13 protein-coding genes are annotated in these 18,530 nt (G+C 68.5%); 5 read left to right on the forward strand and 8 right to left on the reverse strand.

Features of this window, described 5'->3' with window-relative positions:
- Positions 1–213: 213 nt before the first annotated feature.
- The gene (locus AC0KUR_RS09915; RefSeq protein ID WP_034192020.1) at positions 214–432 is read right to left on the reverse strand and encodes a DUF3820 family protein; all 219 of its coding nucleotides are present in this window, start codon (positions 430–432) and stop codon (positions 214–216) included.
- Between the two features lie 162 nt (positions 433–594).
- Between AC0KUR_RS09915 and AC0KUR_RS09920 the strand changes: the two genes are divergently transcribed.
- The gene (locus AC0KUR_RS09920; RefSeq protein WP_034192021.1) at positions 595–783 is read left to right on the forward strand and encodes a hypothetical protein; all 189 of its coding nucleotides are present in this window, start codon (positions 595–597) and stop codon (positions 781–783) included.
- Between the two features lie 79 nt (positions 784–862).
- Here AC0KUR_RS09920 and AC0KUR_RS09925 read toward each other — a convergent pair whose 3' ends face one another.
- From AC0KUR_RS09925 to AC0KUR_RS09935, 3 genes are all read right to left on the reverse strand, one after another.
- Positions 863–1,258: an outer membrane protein assembly factor BamE gene (locus tag AC0KUR_RS09925; RefSeq protein WP_049035342.1), complete on the reverse strand. Its 396-nt coding sequence runs from the start codon at positions 1,256–1,258 to the stop codon at positions 863–865.
- A gap of 44 nt (positions 1,259–1,302) precedes the next feature.
- A complete protein-coding gene (locus AC0KUR_RS09930) occupies positions 1,303–5,811 on the reverse strand; it encodes a YadA-like family protein (protein ID WP_473375803.1) in 4,509 nt (1,502 codons plus the stop codon).
- Positions 5,812–6,842: 1,031 nt separating this feature from the next.
- Positions 6,843–7,070, reverse strand: coding sequence for a hypothetical protein (locus AC0KUR_RS09935; protein WP_473375804.1), 228 nt, complete (start codon positions 7,068–7,070; stop codon positions 6,843–6,845).
- Positions 7,071–7,250: 180 nt separating this feature from the next.
- Between AC0KUR_RS09935 and AC0KUR_RS09940 the strand changes: the two genes are divergently transcribed.
- The 4 genes from AC0KUR_RS09940 (at position 7,251) to AC0KUR_RS09955 (ending at position 14,403) form a co-directional block, all read left to right on the forward strand.
- Positions 7,251–8,084: a response regulator transcription factor gene (locus AC0KUR_RS09940; RefSeq protein WP_034191802.1), complete on the forward strand. Its 834-nt coding sequence runs from the start codon at positions 7,251–7,253 to the stop codon at positions 8,082–8,084.
- Complete coding sequence (locus AC0KUR_RS09945) at positions 8,077–10,452, forward strand: sensor histidine kinase (protein WP_473375805.1); 2,376 nt, start codon at positions 8,077–8,079, stop codon at positions 10,450–10,452. The genes AC0KUR_RS09940 and AC0KUR_RS09945 overlap by 8 nt, the downstream gene beginning before the upstream one ends.
- A 304-nt stretch (positions 10,453–10,756) precedes the next feature.
- Positions 10,757–12,277: a sensor domain-containing diguanylate cyclase gene (locus tag AC0KUR_RS09950; protein ID WP_034191806.1), complete on the forward strand. Its 1,521-nt coding sequence runs from the start codon at positions 10,757–10,759 to the stop codon at positions 12,275–12,277.
- 167 nt (positions 12,278–12,444) lie between these two features.
- Entirely contained in the window at positions 12,445–14,403 is a 1,959-nt protein-coding gene (locus tag AC0KUR_RS09955) for a phosphatase PAP2 family protein (RefSeq protein ID WP_069704837.1), read from the forward strand.
- A gap of 46 nt (positions 14,404–14,449) precedes the next feature.
- On the opposite strand, the gene AC0KUR_RS09960 is transcribed toward AC0KUR_RS09955, so the two are convergent.
- Genes AC0KUR_RS09960 through AC0KUR_RS09975 form a run of 4 tightly spaced genes read right to left on the reverse strand, consistent with a single transcriptional unit; the run spans position 14,450 to position 18,524 of the window.
- Entirely contained in the window at positions 14,450–14,743 is a 294-nt protein-coding gene (locus AC0KUR_RS09960) for a hypothetical protein (protein ID WP_051701118.1), read from the reverse strand.
- Positions 14,744–14,798: 55 nt separating this feature from the next.
- Positions 14,799–16,322 (reverse strand): UxaA family hydrolase, encoded by a 1,524-nt coding sequence (locus AC0KUR_RS09965; protein WP_473375806.1) that lies wholly within the window; start codon positions 16,320–16,322, stop codon positions 14,799–14,801.
- On the reverse strand, positions 16,319–17,482 hold the full coding sequence (locus AC0KUR_RS09970) for a mannitol dehydrogenase family protein (RefSeq protein WP_226229115.1): 1,164 nt from the start codon (positions 17,480–17,482) through the stop codon (positions 16,319–16,321). The genes AC0KUR_RS09965 and AC0KUR_RS09970 overlap by 4 nt, the downstream gene beginning before the upstream one ends.
- Before the next feature lie 31 nt (positions 17,483–17,513).
- Positions 17,514–18,524, reverse strand: coding sequence for a zinc-binding alcohol dehydrogenase family protein (locus AC0KUR_RS09975; protein ID WP_175027702.1), 1,011 nt, complete (start codon positions 18,522–18,524; stop codon positions 17,514–17,516).
- Positions 18,525–18,530 lie beyond the last annotated feature (6 nt).

Below are 18,530 nucleotides of genomic sequence, written 5' to 3' on the forward strand. Positions count from 1 at the left end.
CGTCTGAATGAGTTAGCCGGAATTCACGGTGCCGGAACGCTGCGGCGGATATCCGCAGGCGCGGCGCACGCGCCGCAAGGGTTGCACCTGTGCGGCTCGAGTTCGACGGGTACTATACTGTATATTCATACAGTTTTCCATGACGACCCTGCGGGCGTCATGGGCAGGCGGCCGGGGAACGGCCGGCAAGCGCCCTGGCGAAAGCGGCGTCGCTCACGACGAACGCGTGCGCAACGGTTCCAGCAAGTCCCTCAGGCCGTTGTGATCGATTTCGTGCATCAGCGCCAGCTGCCGGCCGATTTCGCCGCGCGGGAAGCCTTCACGGGCCAGCCAGTTGAGATAAGGTCCGGGCAGGTCGGCGATGAGCCGGCCCTTGTACTTGCCAAAGGGCATGGTGACGGTGACGAGGTGTGCGAGGTCCGCGGTCTGCATCCGCGTATTGTGCACGCCTTTGGGCCCGTGTCGCGCGCCGGGCCGATGCGGCACGCGGCAAACCCGCCGGCCGCGGCCTCGCGAACAGGCCGCCACGAACCGCCCGCGCCCCTTTTCCGGCCTGCTAGACTGAAATTCCCCCTGCAAACGATGGAGGGCGTCATGTTGTCCGTCTACGTCGTGAAGACCGGCGAGCAGTTCCTCTGCACCGCCGAGGATGGCGATATCGGCATGGCACCGGCGGTTGAAGATGCCACGTCGTTTCGTTCGTATGAGGAAGCGGAAAAGGCGGCGCACGTGCATGCCGACCCCGGGTACGAAATCGTGGCCGTGTGCGTGCTCAGGCACTGACCCGACGCCCGGTGGCGGGCGCCGATGGACCCTGCGCCATCGACGCCCGCCGCCCGGCCCGAGAACCGGCCGTGCCGCGTCAGCCTGCGTTGCCCGCCGCCCCCTTCCCGCCGAAGGCCTCGCACTCCGGCTTGTCCCACCGCGTCTTCGCGACGCGGCTATCCGAATCGAACTGCACCTGATACTGGCAGGTCGCGACCTTCCCCGCGTCGCGGAACTGGAACAGGTAGTTCCACGTGCGCACGTGGAAGATCCACTCGTGGAAATGCGGCGGGCCGAGCAGTTCGTACAGCTGGTTCTTCGTCACGCCCGGCTGCACCTGCGCCAGGTTCGCGAGATTCGGATACGTGCCTTCGGGCAGTGTGGCCGTATCGGGCGACGGGAACGGCGGATCGCCCTGCTGCGTGGCGCATCCGGTCAGGCCGGCGGCGGCGACCAGTGCGGCGGCCGCGAACTTTGCAAGATTTGCGTTCATGTTTGCCATTGTCTGAATGGAAGGGAAACGGCGCGCGCCGCGGCTCACCACTGATACCCGGCACCGACCACCGCGCCATACGTGCCGCGCGTGTTGGTCGAGACGGCCGCCTTGTAGATCCAGTGGTTGTTCTCCGAAATCGTCGAGATGCCCAGCGCCTGCCCCGACTGGCCGCGATACACGCTGCCGGCCAGTGCGACCATGCTCTTGCCGGGGCCGGACGGCTGCGGCAGGCCGGCGACGGCCATCGCCGTCGCCGTGCCGCCGTCCGCATCGCGGCGGTAGCTGTCGAGGCTGTTGCGCAAGCTCGCGACCTGACCGTCCGTGTAGCTGTTCGCCTGCGACAGCGTGTTGCCGACGCTCGCGTTCAGCTGGTTCACGTTGACCGCGTCGGTGCCCTGCGTGCCGGCCGCGACGTTGACGACCTGGCGCGCCGAATCCGCGGAGCCGACCGCCACGACGTTCGAGCGGCCGCCGTCGTTGCTGCCCGTGCCGATCGCGGCCGAATTGCTGCCGGACGCGGTCGACCCGACGCCGATCGCGGTCGAGCCGTTGCCCGATGCGAGCGCCCCGTTGCCGACCGCCGTGCTGTTCGAACCCGATGCGACCGCGCCCGAGCCGCCCGCCGACGAGTTCGACCCGGTCGAGCCCGGCGGCACGTTCGTGCCGCTCGGATTCGTCGTGTACGAGCCGCCGAGGTTCGACGTGCGCTGGTTGATCAGCGTCGTCAACTGGTTGGCGACCGAGTCGAGCTGCGACACGTTCACCGCATCGGTGCCGTTCTTGCCGGCCGCGAGGCCGGTGATCTGCCGGTTGCCGATGTTGACCTCGCCGGCCGACGACTGCGGGCTGCTCAGGCCGTACGCGATGTAGTTCGTCTGCGCGCCGACCGTGGTCAGCGAACCCGCGCCGAGCGCGACGCTGTTCGCATAGGTCGCCGACGCGCCGGCGCCGAACGCGAGCGCATCGGTCGCCGTGGCGTGCGCGCCCGACCCGAGCGCGACGCTGCCCACGCTCGCCGCGACCGCGTTCGCGCCCTGCGCGACGGACTGCGCGCCGGTGGCCGTCGCCCCGCTGCCGAGCGCGATCGCATCGGCCTGCGCGACGCTCGCCGCCTGCCCGATCGCGACGCCGCCCGGCGCGGTGGCATCGACGATCGCGCCGTTGCCGATGCCCACGCCGTTGTCGCCGTTGACGACCGTCGTCGGGCCGACCGCGACCGATTCCGCGCCGACCGCGAGCGAATCCACGGCCGTCGAGTTCGCGTGGAAGTACTTCGTGGTGGTGACCGCGAACGATTGCAGCGCGCCCGCCAGTTGTCGCACGGTGACCGCATCCTGCTGGCCGGTGCCGTCCGCGACGTTGGTGATCTGGCGGTACGTCTTGCTCGTCGCGTCGCCGACCGACACCGCGCCGAGCAGCGTCTGGTCGGTCGTGTTGAACGGAATCGACGCGCTGCCGTTGCGAATCGTGCCGGACGTCGGCACCGTCGCGCGATCGGCTACCGAGCCGGCGCCGAGCGCGATGCTGCCGTCGACCTTCGACACGGCGTTCGGACCGATCGCGACACTGTCGAGTCCGAGCGCCTGGCTGTCCGGCGCGGTCGAGTTCGCGTGGAAGTACTTGATGCCGTGCGCGTTGATGTTGTCGACCGCCGAACCGACATTGTTGTTGACCGTCGTCGTGCCGTCGCTGTTGTACGTCACGTACGACGGCGCGGAGATCGTGCCGGTCGTCGGGTCGTAGGTCGCGCCGCCGCCGATCGCACCTGCCGTGCTGTTGCCGAGGTTGGTGTTGTTCGACGCGATCGAGCTGAGGCCCGTCGACAGCGAGCCGATGCCCGTCGACGTCGCGGTGGACAGCGACGTCAGGTTGCTGTTCGTGCTCGACAGGCCGGTGGACAGCGAGCCGACGGTCGTCGACGTCGACGTCGACAGCGACGAGATCGAGCTGGTCGTCGAACTGAGGCCGGTGGACAGTGAACCGATACTCGACGACGTGGCCGTCGACAGCGACGTCACGCTGCTGTTCGTCGTGCTCAGGCCGGTGGACAGCGACGCGACGCCGGTGGACAACGAACCGACGATCGTCGACGTGGAGGTCGACAGCGACGTGACCGTGCTGTTCGTGCTCGACAGGCCGGTGGACAGCGACGTGATGCCCGTTGACGTCGACGTCGACAACGACGTGACCGTGCTGTTGGTCGAACTCAGGCCGGTGGACAGCGAACCGACGACCGTCGAGGTCGACGTCGACAGCGATGTGACCGAACTGTTGGTCGAGCTCAGGCCCGTCGACAACGACCCGACGACGGTCGACGTGGAAGTCGACAACGACGTGACCGCGCTGTTGGTCGAGCTCAATCCGGTGGACAGCGACGTCACCGAACTGTTGGTCGAACTCAGGCCGGTGGACAGCGAGCTGATGCCCGTCGACGTCGAGGTCGACAGCGACGTCACCGTGCTGTTGGTCGAACTCAGGCCCGTCGACAGTGACGTGATGCCCGTCGACGTCGAGGTCGACAACGACGTGATCGCGCTGTTTGCCGAAGACAACCCGGTGGACGTCGACGTCGACAGCGACGTGATGCCGGTCGACGTCGACGTGGAAAGCGACGTGATCGCGCTATTCGCCGACGACAACCCGGTGGAGGTCGACGTCGACAGCGACGTCACCGTGCTGTTGGTCGAACTCAGGCCCGTCGAGAGCGACGTGATGCCCGTCGACGCCGACGTGGACAGCGACGAAATCGCGCTGGTTGCCGACGACAACCCGGTGGACGTCGAGGTCGACAACGACGTGATGCTCGATGCCGTCGACGTCGACAGCGAATCGACCGCCAGGTTCGTCGCGGCCAGTTGCGAGCCGTTGATCGCGTCCGTGCTCGACGAACTGATCCGTCCGGCCGCGACGTTGGTGATCTGGCGCTCGGTACCCGCCGCGCCGACGCTGACGACGCTGGTCGGCGACGTACCGTTGAAGTTGTACGTGACACCGCCGATCACCGCGCTGGCCGTCGGATTCGGCGCGGCCGTCGTCGAGCCCGAGCCGAGCGCGACATCGTTCGCATTGTTCGCCACGGCCGAGGCGCCGAACGCGACCGCCCCCGCTGCTGCTGCCGTCGACGTATTGCCGAGCGCGAGGGAACCAGTGCCCTGCGCGTTGTTGGTATTGCCGATCGCCACCGCCCCGTCGCCGTTCGCGGTGTTGTTCGCCCCCAGCGTGACCGCGCCCGTGCCGATCGCGGTGCTCGGATCGCCGATCGCTACCGCGCCGTTGCCGCTCACGGTCTGGCCGAAGCCGAGCGCGACTGCGCCGGTACCGCCCAGCACCTTCGAGCCGTAGCCGCCGGCGACCGAACCGGCACCGGCCGCCGCGGCGACCGAGTTGGAATCGCCGATCGCCACGGTCGAACTCGCCGCCGCGACGCTGTTGATACCGACCGCCGTCGCATTCGTGGCCGACGCCGTCGCGCCGGATCCAAGTGCGGTCGCCGAAATGCCGCTGCTGCGCGCGAGATTGCCGAGCGCGACGGCGAACTGCTGCGTCGCGGTCGACTGCACGCCGGCCGCGATCGAGCTGACGCCCGACGCATTGGCGCTCAGGCCGAGTGCCATTGCCTGATCGGCGCCCGCAGTCGTGGCGGAGCCGAGCGCGATCGAACTGGTACCGAGCGACTGCGTGCCCGAGCCCGGTACGCCGGCCGTGCCGCCCCAGCCGATCGCGATCGACGTTGCACCCTTCGCGCCGCTGTTGACACCCATCGCGATCGACGAATTGCCGGTCGTCAGCGCACCGCTGCCCACCGCGACACCGGCAGCGCCGGAACTCGTCGACTGGTTGCCGAGCGCAACCGCGCCCTGATTGGTCGCCTGCGCCGAAAAACCAAGCGCGACGCTGCCGATACCCGACGAAACGGCGCCGAGTCCGAGCGCAGCCGCACTCTGACCGGAGGCCGTCGCATTGTTCCCGAGCCCGATGGCGGACGTGCCGCTCGCGGTCGCGCCACTGCCGATCGCCACCGTACCGGACTGCGTCGCCTGCGCTGCATTACCGACGGCAACCGAAAACGCGCCCGACCCGATCGCCTGCACACCGAACGCCGCGCTATTGACACCGGTCGCCTGCGAATTGATGCCGACGGCCGTCGAACCGTCCGCCATCGCATGCGCGCCCGGCCCCAGCGCGGTGGCCGACACGCCCTGCGCCGTCGACAGGTTGCCCAGCGCGGTGGAATTCTGCTGCGCGGCACTCGACCCGACGCCGATCGAGATCGAGCTCACGCCGCCGGTCGCGGAGCCGCCATCCTGCGCATACTGCGCGTGCGCGCCCGCATGGAACAACGCAAGATAAGTTGACGCCATCAGCACGGCCAATCGCCGCGGCGACGGCATCGAAGACCGGCCCGCGCGGCTCGCGGCGCCCTCGCTCGCGGCATGCCCGGACCTGACTGCCGACGACGCAACCCGCTTGCCGCGCGCACGGTCAAGCTCGGACGCCGCGACCCAGGCCCCCAGTGCTTCGTTCCAGATCGACTTGAACGACTTGTTCATCTTGTGTTCCCTCGGTTCTCATGTGCTGGATGACGCAGCAGCGAGCGCGACGGCAAGCGATGATGCATCGGCCCGCCTCCTCGCCCGTGTCGCGACGCTTCGCGATTCACTTTGGATAGCTAACTAAACGATCGAACAACGCTGCTCGGCAATCGCGATCGCCACGGCGATCGCGCGACGGCACGCCGCACGCGCGCGTCGGCACGCTGCGCGGCGGCACTCGCCGGTTATCGGATCATGGAAGCCGATGGCACGCGAAGACGGCGGCACGCTGCCCCGCGCATCGCGGATTCGCGTGCGCGCGCCGTCGCGCCGAGCCGGCGGCGACCTTGAATTTCATGGGAAGGCGCCGTTCAGACGCCGGATGAACGAAAGCCGGCCCCGAACCCGGGGCGGCTTTCGTCACGATTCATTCAGGAGGAGGATGACGCCGTGTGGTCCCCGGGTATGAAGCATGCGCATCCGGTCCGTTCGAGCCGGTGCGTTGACCTGTCATGCCTGTCGTATTCATGTTTTTCGTGCCCGCCTGATTCGAGAACGCGCCGCGCGATCGCGCCACGACGGATCAGACCGTCGGGCGGACCATGCGCAGCCGCTCACCCTCTCCGCCGGCAGTCGAGCGCTTTCCGGATTTCCGGAAAAATCGCCCGACTTGCAGAACGGCCCCCGCATCGATTGAGTCGATCGAATTTTCTTGACGATTTTTCTTGTCGATGCGTCACACCCGAACCAATCTCACAATCATTCCGCTTTTCTTGTATACGAACACATTCGGAAAATTATGAAATTTGTATTACCCTCGTGCCAATTTTCTTGTTCATCATCGCACTCTCAAATTCTGAGAATTGCCATCATTCGATGTCACATTGAATATCGCAACATCCGAACGTGGCAGCGGCAAGGAATCCACGAACATCCGTTCCCCTCGAAGAACCGATTCCAGCCGCGCCGGAGCTAGTGTGCAGTCATCCGTTCAAACAAACCTTTTCCAGAGCGGAAAAATCCTTTTCCAGAGCGGATGATATTTACATTCATACATTTCCACTCGAAATCGGTTTTTCATCAAAACAAATCCTGACCGGCCAACCAAAAAAATCAACCGGACGAGCGCCGATTCGACGCGCCTGTTTCAAATCGAAAGACATCACCTCTCGACACAATTCATCCCAATTTATTCCGCGGGCCAATTCGATCACATAATCCATAAAAATCGGAAATAAAGACCGAAATAAAAAAGACGGCTCGGCATGTTTTTCCACTCCATTTCTTCCGGTCTAGCAACGCTGCCGAAACCGCTCGGCGTCCCGGCGGATAAGCCCACACAGTCCGCACGGAATCCTCACAATCGGTATTGTTGTCGACATATAATTTTTCGCAACAATCGCACCCACTGCGATGCTTTCAATCCGACCGACCACCCTTCCCTCGCGTCCGCCACCATGCCATCCCGCTTGCCCAGTTCGGCGCCGCCTCGTACCACGCCGGATCTCGCGGGCGCGCATATTCTTGTCGTCGACGACCGCCCGAACGACCTGCGGCTCCTGACCGAAATCCTGCGCGCGGCGCGGTGCCGGATCAGCGTGGCGTTCGACGGGCTGCAGGCCTATCACCGTGCGCAGGCCATCGCGCCCGACCTGATCCTGATGGACGTCCGCATGCCGCGCATGGACGGCTTCGCCGCGTCGCGGCTGCTGGCATCGACGCCGTCGACGCAAGCGATCCCGGTGATCATCCTGACGGCGGCCGGCGAGCTCGAGGATCGGATCGCCGGGCTCGAAACCGGCGCGATCGACTACATCGTCAAGCCGTTCGAGCCTGCGGAAGTCATCGCGCGGATCCGCAATCACCTGAAACGCGCGCGGCGCAGCCAGCCGTTCGCGCACTTGCCCGAGCTACCCGACCACCCCGACGCCGCGCTCGTACGCGCGGCGACCGACGTATTGCTGCGTGACCTGCGGCATCCGCCGGCGCTCGACGATCTCGCGAAGCAGGTCGGTACGCACGAAAAGCGCTTGTCCCGCGTGTTCCGCGACCAGCTCGGCCAGACCGTATTCGAGTACTTGCGCGACACGCGCCTGCGTGCCGCGATGCACTTCCTGTCGGATACATCGATGGGCATCGGCGACATCGCCGAGGAAATCGGCTTTTCCACGCCCGGCAATTTCGCGACGGCGTTCCGCGAACGTTTCGGTATCACGCCGTCCGACTGGCGGCGCCAGCGCCACACCGGCGACACGCCGGCCGCACCGGGGGGGCGCCACGGCGATGCGTAGGCGACACGCGGCGTGGGCAGCCGGATGGCGCGCGGTGCTGCTGCTTGTGATCGCACTGGCCGTCACCTGCGCGACGGCCCGCGCGGCATCGACGCCGAACCCCGCGCAACTGGACGGCGTATCGGTGTTCGAGGACGCGAGCACGACGATGACGGCCGAACAGGTCGCCTCGCGCCTCGCCGGGCCCGCTCGACGCGCGCCTGCGGCAAGCACGTCGACGCTCAACGTCGAGTTCTCGCGGTCGGCATGGTGGGTCCGGGCGACGCTGACCAACCGCGGCAGCGTCGCGCGTCCGCTGGTGCTGGTGATTCGCGACGCGCGCATCGACCACGCCGACTTCCATGTCGGCCAGGACGGCAGCTGGACGCTCGTCAGCCGCTTCCCGGCTGCCGACGCCGGCAGCGACGCGGCCCGTCAGCCGTCGCGCTACCCGGTACTCGATGTCACGCTGCCCGCCGGCGCAAGCCTCCCCGTGCTGATCCGCGTCACGTCGCGCAAGGAAATGCGGCTCGCGCCGGCCGCGTTCACCCGCGCGGCATGGGATGCGCAGGAACGGCGCGCGACGATGTGGGACTTCGGTTTCTTCGGCGGCCTGCTCGCGCTCCTGTGGTGCGCGCTGCTGATCGGGTTCTTTTCGCGCAGCGGCGTGTTCCATGTACTGGCCGCGATGGCGCTGGGCACGACGCTGTTCGAGGCCGCTTACCGCGGTTACGTGGCCATGGCGTTGCCGCCCGCACTGCGCGAGTGGTCGGCGCGCGGCGAGGTGATCGCCGTGTACGCGGCGATCGCCTGCTTCATCGTCTTCATCCTGACAGTCGCCCGGCGCGAACAGGCCAGGCTGCCCTTGCGTGCCGTCTACATGGCGTTCCTCGCGCTCGAATGCATCGGCATGGCCGGCGCCGCAGGCGGCGACCTGCTGACCTTCACGTGGTTCTGCCTGCGGCTGAACGCGGTGCTCGGGATCGTCAACATCAGCCTCGCGCTGATGCTCGCGATCCGCCGGACGCCGACCGGCCGCGTGATGCTGATCGCCATCGTGTTCGCCACCTTCAACATGCTGATCCGCGTGCTCGACGGCATGGACGCGCTGCCGCCGCTGCTGTCCTGGCTCAAGTCCGATATCTATCCGAACCCCGTCATCGCGATCGTCGGGCTCGCCACGCACCTGCTGGTGCTGGCCGCGTGGATCCACCACGTGGGCCGCCAGCGCACCGAGGCCAGGAAGCGGCTCGAATACTGGCAGCTCACCGAACAGGATCGCCTGCGCGACGAAGTCGCGAGACGCACGGTCGCGCTCAACGACGCGTTGCAGCAGGTGACGACCCACATGCAGCAGAAGATCGAGACGCTCGGTTATGTGAGCCACGACCTGCGCGCGCCGCTGTCGACGATCAACGGTTATGCGAAGCTGCTGCTGCAGAGCGCGACGCGCAGCCAGGCGCGGCTGATCCGGTCGATCGACCGCAGCATCCGCTACCAGCTCACGCTGATCGACGAACTGCTCGCGTTCACGAAGGCCGAACTGCAGCCGCTCGGTGTGGCGCCGGACGCGACCGACCTGCCCGGCCTGCTCGACGACATCGGCCACTATGCGCTCGCGCTGTGCGCGCAGCAGGACAACCGGTTCGTCTACCGGCCGGCCACGCCGCTGCCGCGCATGGTATCGATCGACGGGATGCGGCTGCAGCAGGTGCTGCTCAACCTGCTGTCGAACGCGTCGAAGTTCACGCGGGACGGGACGGTCACGCTGTCGGTGCACGCGGCGCGCGAAGGTAATGCGTGGCGCCTGCTGTTCGAGGTCGCCGATACGGGCATCGGCATCGACATCAGCGGCACCCGCGACATCTTCCGCGCGTACCAGCAGGTCCAGGCCGTGAACGGCGGAACCGGGCTCGGCCTGTTCATCGCGCAGCGCATCGTCGGCGCGATGGGCGGCGAGCTGGCCGTCGCGAGCCAGCCGGGCGTCGGCACCGCGTTCTCGTTCCCGGTCGTCGCACCGGCGCTCGGGCACGCGCTCGTGCCGGTGTCGGAACTCGTCCGGCGGTTTCATCCCGGCGACGAGGCCGGCCCGGAACGCGTCGCGCCCGCGATGGATGGCCCGCCCGACGATGCACTCGACGCACTGATCCTGCTGGCCCGTGACGGGCGGCTCACCGATATCGAGACATGGCTCGGCCAGGTTGCGGACGAGCACGGTTACGCGGCCTTCGTGCAGCGCGTGCGCGAGCATCTCGATACGCTCGACCTGCACGCGATCGAGAAGCTGGCCGGGGCGCTCAAGCGTGTGCGCGGCGCGGACGCTTCGTTCGACGCCGAAGCGGACGCGGCCGGGCCGGAACGAATCGGCGCTTCAGCCAGACGACCCTGATACTCCTCCCGATTTCGTCGGGCGTCCCGGGGATGCCCTATTGCTCGAAACAAAGACGGAATCCGACGCATCCGAGCCGGGTGCGGGCCACATGCCCGATCGCCGCGTCGGGATCGAGCGCCGCCCCGCGCCGGACCGCCGGGTCGAGCCGTTCCCGGCCTGGCCTCACGGGCCGCACACGTTTGCGACCGCGCCCCGCCCATTTGCGTTGCACACGACCCTCGATTTCCCCGCGGACCTGCCGTTAACCCGGATTTAAGCGCAGCCCGGTTCATCGCGCCGGGCCTTCCCCGCGAGCGCCAGCATGTCCGCATCCACCTCCATCGAGAAAATCGCCGACTGGGCGGGACGACACTACCTCGTCGTCGGCGCGCTGGGCACGCTGATGTCGCTCGCGGCGCTGAGCATCAGCGCGATCACGCTCTGGGCCACGAGAAGCGAAGTGGTCGAACATGCGCACGAAACCTCGCGCAACGTCGCCGCCGTGCTGGTGAGCGAGATCGCGCGGACCGTCGAAACGTCCAACAACGCACTGGTCGCGCTCGCCGCCGACCTCGGCAAGCCGGCGGTCCGGCACATGGACGCCGGGCTGCGGCACGATCTGCTGTTCCAGCGCTCGGCCGCGCAATACGTGACGGGGATGGGCGTGACGGACCGGGACGGCCAGTTGATCGACGCGTGCTGCGGGCCGTCCCACCACTGGAACTTCAGCGATCGCGATTATTTCAAGGTCCATCGCGACGCGCCGAATGTCGGCCTTTACGTGTCGGAGGCCTATCGCGCGCGCTCGCGCGGCGGCAAGGAATCGATCGCGCTCTCGCGGCGCATCGAACAGCCGGACCACACGTTCAACGGGATCGCGGTGGTCGCGATCGACCTCGCCTATTTCGATCAGTTGCTGTCCCGGCTGGACGTCGGGCCGCACGGCATCAGCGCGGTCCTGCGCGCGGACGGCACCATCCTGGCCCGCAACCCGTCGCTGAACGACCACCAGATGGTCCGCCTGCGCCGTTCGAACACCTTCGATCGCATGCTGAACCAGGACTCGGGCTTCTATGCGGCGCATTCGCGCATCGACGGAACGTTGCGCCTGTATACGTTCCAGCGGGTGCCCGGCACACCGCTGATCGCCGTCGTCGCGCCGGCCGAAGGCGACGTGCTGGACGGCTTCATCCGCATGTCATGGTCGGTCGGCATATCGGCGTCGCTCCTGTGCGCACTTTTCTGCGCGGTCGTCTGGCTGCTCGCCTTCGCGTTGCGGGACAACCTGCGCAAGCAGACGCTGCTGACCGGCCTCAGCCGCACCGATCCACTGACCGGCCTGCACAACCGGCGTGCGCTCGACTTCGCGCTGGCCGACCAGTGGGAGCGGCTGCATCGAAACGGCCACGGCAGCCTGTCGCTGCTGTTCATCGATGCCGACCACTTCAAGCAGTACAACGACCGGCACGGGCACGCGCGAGGCGACACGGGGCTCCGGTTCCTCGCCGCCTGCATCCGCGCGCACACGCAGCGGCGCGGCGACTTCGCCGCGCGCTACGGCGGCGAGGAATTCGTCGCGGTGCTGCCCGATACCGATGAACGCGGCGCCGCGAAGGTGGCGGAGGCGATCCGCCGGGAAGTGGAACGCAACCGCCTCGACGGGTTCGACGACCCGGTGCCGGCCTTCACGGTGAGCATCGGCTGCGCGACCGCCCGCGCCGGATGGCCGGCGTCCGTCGACGCGTGGTCGCGCGAGGCGGATCTCGCGCTGTACGCCGCCAAGCGTGACGGACGCAACCGCGTCCGTCACGCGCCGTCGCCGCGGAACGAACAAGCGGCGTGACGGCCGGATCGATCCGCCATCCGCACCGCGTTTAGGATATCGGAGTAAACAAACCCGTCGGCGGGTTCGATCCATGCATCGCTCGTGACGCACAGCCGATTCGTAACCATCGCGTCACGATCGGCCACGACAATGCGCCATCTTTCACACCCAGGATGGAGTCTTGCATGTTTGTGTCATCGAGCCGTCTCCCGCTGCACGTCGCAGCCCTGTCGACCGCGGTCGTGCTGGCCGCGTGCGGCGGCGGCGACGACGTGGTCGCCACACCCTCGACGAACGCCGCGATCCCGGCGCCGCCGGCCGATCCCGGTTTCGTCGACAGCGCGCCGGTTCCGAGCGTGCCCGCATTCGTCGACAATATCGCGACCAACCAGCGCGGCGACGCGCGTTACGCGACGCTGTCGACGAACGCCGCGGTGCGCGTGGTCAGCCGCTTCCTGGACCTCTGGCAGCCGTCGACGATGCTCGTCGATGCGGGCGTGACCGCGCCGGCCAACGGCGCGTTTCCGGCCATCTCGCCGTCGACCTGCACGGGGCTGCCCGGCAACGGCACACCGTGCGGCACGATCCTGAACGACGCGGTACTGCAGGCGAACGTGCAATACGTGGTCAACGCGACGACCGCACGCACGCCGCAGCAAGCCGACGCCGCGTACTACGACGACCGGCGCGGCAAGGGCTACAGCGTGACCGACGGCATGGGGCCGCTCACGTCGGCCTGGCGCACCGCCGCCCAGCAGACGACCAGCATCACCAGCGTGCCGGCCGACGCGACGAGCGTGCTGTACAACGACACGGGCAACAACGTGGGCGTGGGCGGCAGCGCGAACGCGAGCTTCGGGAAAGTCGTCGATCTGCTCAATGAAATGGGCAACAACGCGTCGACCGAACCCTCGAAACGTTTCTACAAATATGCGCGGCCGTACCGCTGGAGCACGAGCGTCGTCGTCGACCCCACGCTCGTGCCCGCGGAAAGCACGACGCCCGCGACCGACGGCGGTTTCATCAGCGGCCATCAGGCGGAAGCGATGCGCGACGCCGTGACGATGGCGTGGCTCGTGCCGGAGCGCTTCCAGGAAATGGTCGGCCGCGGCCTCGAACTCGGCGAGAACCGCATTCTCGCCGGCATGCACTCGCCGCTCGACGTGATCGGCGGGCGCATGCTCGCGCTGGCGATCAGCGCGGCCAATCTCGCGGTGTACGCGAACGATGCGCAGGCCGCCTACGGCCAGGCGCACCAGACGCTGCAGCAGCTCACCGGCACGACCGACGCGACGTTCCAGGCATTCGCACGCTCGGGCACGACGGCGACCGACCGGTTCGCCGATTACACGACGAACAAGACGGCCTTCGCGCGCCGCATGACCTACGGCTTCGGCGCGCTCGACGCGACCGGCGCGCCGCCGGTCGTGCCGAAGGGGGCGGAGATCCTGCTGCAGACGCGTTTCCCGTACCTGGGCGCGGATCAGCGGCGCGTCGTGCTGAAAACCACCGAACTGCCGTCCGGCTACCCGGTGATGGACGATGCGGAAGGTTGGGGCCGGCTGAACCTGTTCGCGGCCGCCGACGGCTACGGCGCATTCAACGGCAACGTGACCGTCGCGATGGATGCGTCGAAGGGCGGCCTCAACGCCGCCGACCTGTGGCGCAATGACATCGCCGGCTCGGGCAAGCTGACGCTACAAGGCAGCGGCGTGCTGACGCTGGCGGGCAACAACAGCTACACGGGCGGCACGCAGGTCGGCGGCGGCACGCTCGCCGCCGCGTCCGCGACGGCGTTCGGCAACGGCGACGTCTACGTCGGCGCGGGCGGCGGCGTCAGGATCGCGGCCGGCGCGCCCGTCACGATCGCCACGCGCTACACGCAGCTCGACGGCGCCACGCTCGAACTCGACATCGACGGCAACGGCGGCGGACGCCTGCGCGTGGGCGGCGCGTTCACCGTCGCGGGCGGCACGCTGCACGTGAAGTTCGTGAACGGCTATCAGCCGAAGGCCGGCGACACCATCGCGCTGATCGACGCGGCAGCGGGCGCGGCGAAATTCGCGACGGTGACCGTCGACGGCTTCAAGGCGACGCCGGTCTACACGGCGACGGGCGTGTCGATCACGCTGTCGGCGGCGTAAGCGGCGCCGCAGCGACCCGGGCGACGTCGCCGCCGAGCGGCGGCGGCTACGCGAAGCGACCGGGCACCGGCCCGTCGCCCGGGGTGCCGGCCTCGCCCGACGGACGAGGCCGCGTCCCGAAACGCCGTTGCAGATCGATGATCGCGGGCAGGTTGAAGTCGTGGACGTCGGGCACGGCGCCGCCTTGCCGCCGGTTCACCTCGGCACAGAGTTCCAGCGCCCGGGCGCGTGTCTCGGCGAGCATCCGCAGCGCCTCGCCCAGCAGTCGCTGCTCCAGGTCCGACAGCGGAAAGTCGCGGCCGGTGTCGCCGGCCGCCGGCTTGCGCATCAGGGTCGTCATCGCGGGGTCTCCTTCGAAGCCGGATCGCGCGGGCGGCCACATGCCGCCCCGCGCGTCACATGATCGCGCCGCGCAGCCACGGCACGAACTCGCGTTCGCCGATACCGTTCTCCTCGCTGCAGGTCCTGCGCCCGGACGCGACGTCGAGCATCAGCCGGAACAGCCGCGCGCCCGCGTCGTCGACGCTCGACGAACCAGTGACGATCCCGCCGCTGTCGAAGTCCATGTCGGCGCGCATCCGCTCGTACAGGCCGGTCGTCGTCGCGATCTTGACCGTCGGCACCGGTTTCGACCCGAACACCGAACCGCGGCCCGTGGTGAAACAGACGAGATTCGCGCCGCCGGCGATCTGCCCGGTCGCCGACACCGGGTCGTAGCCGGGCGTATCCATGAAGACGAGGCCGCGCTGCCGCACCGGCTCCGCGTAGTCGTAGACGGCGCGAAGCGTCGAGCGCCCGCCCTTCGACACCGCGCCGAGCGATTTCTCGAGAATGGTCGTGATGCCGCCGGCGATATTGCCGGGCGACGGGTTGTTGTTCATTTCGCCGCCGCCGTCGGCCACGTAGCGCTCCCACCACCGCAACCGGCCGAGCAGGCGTTCGCCGATGTCGCGCGATGCCGCGCGGGCGATCAGCAGGTGCTCCGCGCCGTAGATCTCGGGCGTCTCGGACAGGATCGCGGTGCCGCCGTTGCGCACCAGCAGGTCGACGGCGGCGCCGAGCGCCGGGTTCGCCGTGATCCCCGAGTAGCCGTCGGATCCGCCGCATTGCAGGCCGACCGTCAACCGCGCCGCCGGCACCGCACGGCGGCGCGCGCCGTCGGCCGCCTCCAGCAGCTCGCGCACGATCGACACGCCGCGCGCGACCGTTTCGCGCACGCCGCCCTCGTCCTGGATCACCAGCGTGCGGACCGTGCCCGGCGCGGCCGCGTCGAGCCGCTCGGCCAGCACGCGCACCTGGTTGACCTCGCAACCGAGACCGACCAACAGCACGCCGGCGAAATTCGGGTTGCGCGCGTAGCCCACGAGCGTACGGCGCAGCAGCTCGACCCCGTCCCCGTTCGCCGCCATCCCGCATCCGCTCTGATGGGTGATCGCGACGACGCCGTCGACATGACCGAACGGCGCGAGCGCCTCGTGCCGGTACGCATCGGCAATCGCGTGGCACACGCTCGCCGAACAGTTGACGCTCGCGATCACGCCGATGTAGTTGCGGGTACCCACACGGCCGTCGGGCCGCACGAACCCGTCGAAGGTGTCGCCGAGGTCGGTCGACGCGTCGGGCGCCGCACCTGCCGCGCCGTGATCGAGCACGTGCCGCTCGGGCATCCCGACGTTGTGCACGTGCACGTGCTCGCCCGCGGCGATGTCGCGCAGCGCGACGCCGATCGGCTGGCCGCACTTGACGATCCGCGCGCCGCGCGCGATCGGCGCCGTGGCGAGCTTGTGGCCGGCCGGCACCGCGGCGGCGACGCGCAGCGTCGTGCCGTTCGCGTCGACCGGCACGTCTGGCGCCAGCGCGTCGAGCGCGACGGCCACATTGTCGTCATGATGCAGGATCACTACTGCCGGCTGGTTCACGATGCGATGCTCCCTGTGGTGGCGCGGCGCGCCGGATCGCAGCGGGCCGCGATGCGTCGCAGGCGCGGCTGCCCGTCCGGCAGCGCCAGCGAATCCGCGAGCGCGAGCAGCGGCGCGATCCGCCGCGCCACCTTCTCGCGATGATTGCCGGCGATATCGGCGAGGCGATGCGCGAGATACGGATTGAGAAAACGTTCGCGCACGCTGTCGAGGTAGCGTTCGGCCGTTTCTTGCTGACCCAGCGCGGCGAATACCGGCGCGACCTCATCGCGCCATACGGCCTCGAGGCCGTCGCGCAGCCGCACGTCGTTCATCGCGTCGAGCACCGTTTCCGATTCGGGCCGCCCCGTGACGAGCCATTGCTCCGCCAGCCAGCTGTGCCCGAGGTTGAGGAAAAACAGTTTCAGGCGCTCGTGGCTGCGCAGGTCGTCGGTGACGACGATCCGCGCGTGCCGGCACGGCAACGCCATGCCGGCACGCCGCTCGATCGCCCACAGCGCGTAAGGCTCCGCGACCGCGCCGACCGGGTGGATCGGCTCGGACACGATGCGGTCGACGAGCGAGTTGACCCAGATGCAGCGGTGCTGCAGGTAGTCGACGAACGCGTCGGGCAACCGCCATTCACGCGCGAGCGCGAGCACGCCGCCGCGCAGCGTGTCGCCGTTGTCCGCGACCAGTTCGCAGGGCAGCACGGTGACGCCGTCGGCGGGCCGCACCTGCCAGCGCGCCTGCAGCAGCACGAGCAGCTTCGCGGGAAAACCGCGCGGCGCGCGGTCGGGATGAGCCAGCACCTCCGCCGAATCGTGCGGGTCGGCGCGATAACCCGCGTCGCCGGTGTTCGACACGATCGCCCGCACGGACTCGATCGCCGCGCGGCGGATTTCGGCCCAGTCCGACTCCGCATCCCACGCGCGGTGCACGGCGCGGCACTCGACCACCTCGTCGACGATCCGGCCGCCGTCGCGTCCGCGTATGCGCACCGGATAGTGCGCGCCCGAGCGCAGCGCGTCGATGCGCGCGCGGCTGGCCGGGTTCCCGGTCGACTGCACGATGCCGATGCCGCCCATCGCGCCGCCTTCGTCGAGTGCCTGCGACACGAACAGGTCGACGTGCGCGAGCAGGAAGCGGCTTGTGCCGAACTGCAGGATCGGCGGCGTCATGACGTGCGCCCCGCGGCTTGCATGGCGCGGCTCAGCATTCGACGAGCGCCTTCACGACGGTCTGCCCGGCGTCGAGCAGGCGCGGCAGCGCGTCGGGCACGTCCTCGAGCCGCATCCGGTGCGTATTCAGCGCGCGGTCCGGAATCCGCCCCGCGCGCATCGCATCGAGCACCGTCGCGAAATCCTCGGCCGTGGCGTTGCGGCTCGCGAGCAGCGTGGTTTCGCGCTTGTGGAATTCCGGATCCGAGAAGGCGACGTGCCCGCGCACGATCGAGATCAGCGTGTATTTGCCGCCGTGCGCGACGAATTCGAAACCGCGGTTCATCGCATCGAGGTTGCCGGTCGCATCGAACACCGCATCGAAATACTCGCCGTCGGTCAGCGCCGCGAGGCGTGCGGCATCGTCGGGCCCGACCTCCACCGCCGCGTCGACCCCCAGATGCTGCCGGCAAAACGCCAGGCGGTCGGCCCGCGTATCGAGGCAGGTCACGTCGGCGCCGCGCAGCTTCGCGAAAGTCATCGCCGCCATGCCGATCGGCCCGGCGCCGACCACCAGCGCTCGCTGGCCGGCCCGGATGTCCGCGCGCCGCACCGCATGCGCGCCGATCGCGAGAAATTCCAGCATCGCCGCCTGGTCGAGCGAAATGCCGTCGGCCTTGTGAACGAACTGCGCGGGCACGCTGAGGTATTCGGCCAGCGCGCCGTCGCGATGCACGCCGAGCACCTTGATGTTCACGCAGCAGTTCGTGTTGCCGTGACGGCATGCGACGCAGTGCCCGCACGACAGGTACGGCATCACGTACACCGCGTCGCCAACACCGAGCCCCGACTCGGGTTCCGCCTCGACGACGACCGCGGAAAGCTCGTGGCCCATCACACGCGGATATTCGAGGTACGGCTGGTTGCCGGTGAAGATGTGCAGGTCGGTGCCGCAGATGCCGACACGTTGCACGCGCAACAGCACTTCGCCGCCGCCGCGCACGGGCAGTTCGCGATGCTGCACGCGCAGCACGCCGGGGGATTCGCAAATCACGCTGAGCATGTCGGT

Source organism: Burkholderia sp. YHN3-13 (genome assembly GCF_055810675.1).

What these genes read in the sequence shown, in the direction of transcription:
- AC0KUR_RS09915 (WP_034192020.1), bottom strand. Translation starts at nt 432, where the DNA reads ATGCAGACCGCGGACCTCGCACACCTCGTCACCGTCACCATGCCCTTT.
- AC0KUR_RS09920 (WP_034192021.1), top strand. Translation starts at nt 595, where the DNA reads ATGTTGTCCGTCTACGTCGTGAAGACCGGCGAGCAGTTCCTCTGCACC.
- AC0KUR_RS09925 (WP_049035342.1), bottom strand. Translation starts at nt 1,258, where the DNA reads ATGAACGCAAATCTTGCAAAGTTCGCGGCCGCCGCACTGGTCGCCGCC.
- AC0KUR_RS09930 (WP_473375803.1), bottom strand. Translation starts at nt 5,811, where the DNA reads ATGAACAAGTCGTTCAAGTCGATCTGGAACGAAGCACTGGGGGCCTGG.
- AC0KUR_RS09940 (WP_034191802.1), top strand. Translation starts at nt 7,251, where the DNA reads ATGCCATCCCGCTTGCCCAGTTCGGCGCCGCCTCGTACCACGCCGGAT.
- AC0KUR_RS09945 (WP_473375805.1), top strand. Translation starts at nt 8,077, where the DNA reads ATGCGTAGGCGACACGCGGCGTGGGCAGCCGGATGGCGCGCGGTGCTG.
- AC0KUR_RS09950 (WP_034191806.1), top strand. Translation starts at nt 10,757, where the DNA reads ATGTCCGCATCCACCTCCATCGAGAAAATCGCCGACTGGGCGGGACGA.
- AC0KUR_RS09955 (WP_069704837.1), top strand. Translation starts at nt 12,445, where the DNA reads ATGTTTGTGTCATCGAGCCGTCTCCCGCTGCACGTCGCAGCCCTGTCG.
- AC0KUR_RS09960 (WP_051701118.1), bottom strand. Translation starts at nt 14,743, where the DNA reads ATGACGACCCTGATGCGCAAGCCGGCGGCCGGCGACACCGGCCGCGAC.
- AC0KUR_RS09970 (WP_226229115.1), bottom strand. Translation starts at nt 17,482, where the DNA reads ATGACGCCGCCGATCCTGCAGTTCGGCACAAGCCGCTTCCTGCTCGCG.
- AC0KUR_RS09975 (WP_175027702.1), bottom strand. Translation starts at nt 18,524, where the DNA reads ATGCTCAGCGTGATTTGCGAATCCCCCGGCGTGCTGCGCGTGCAGCAT.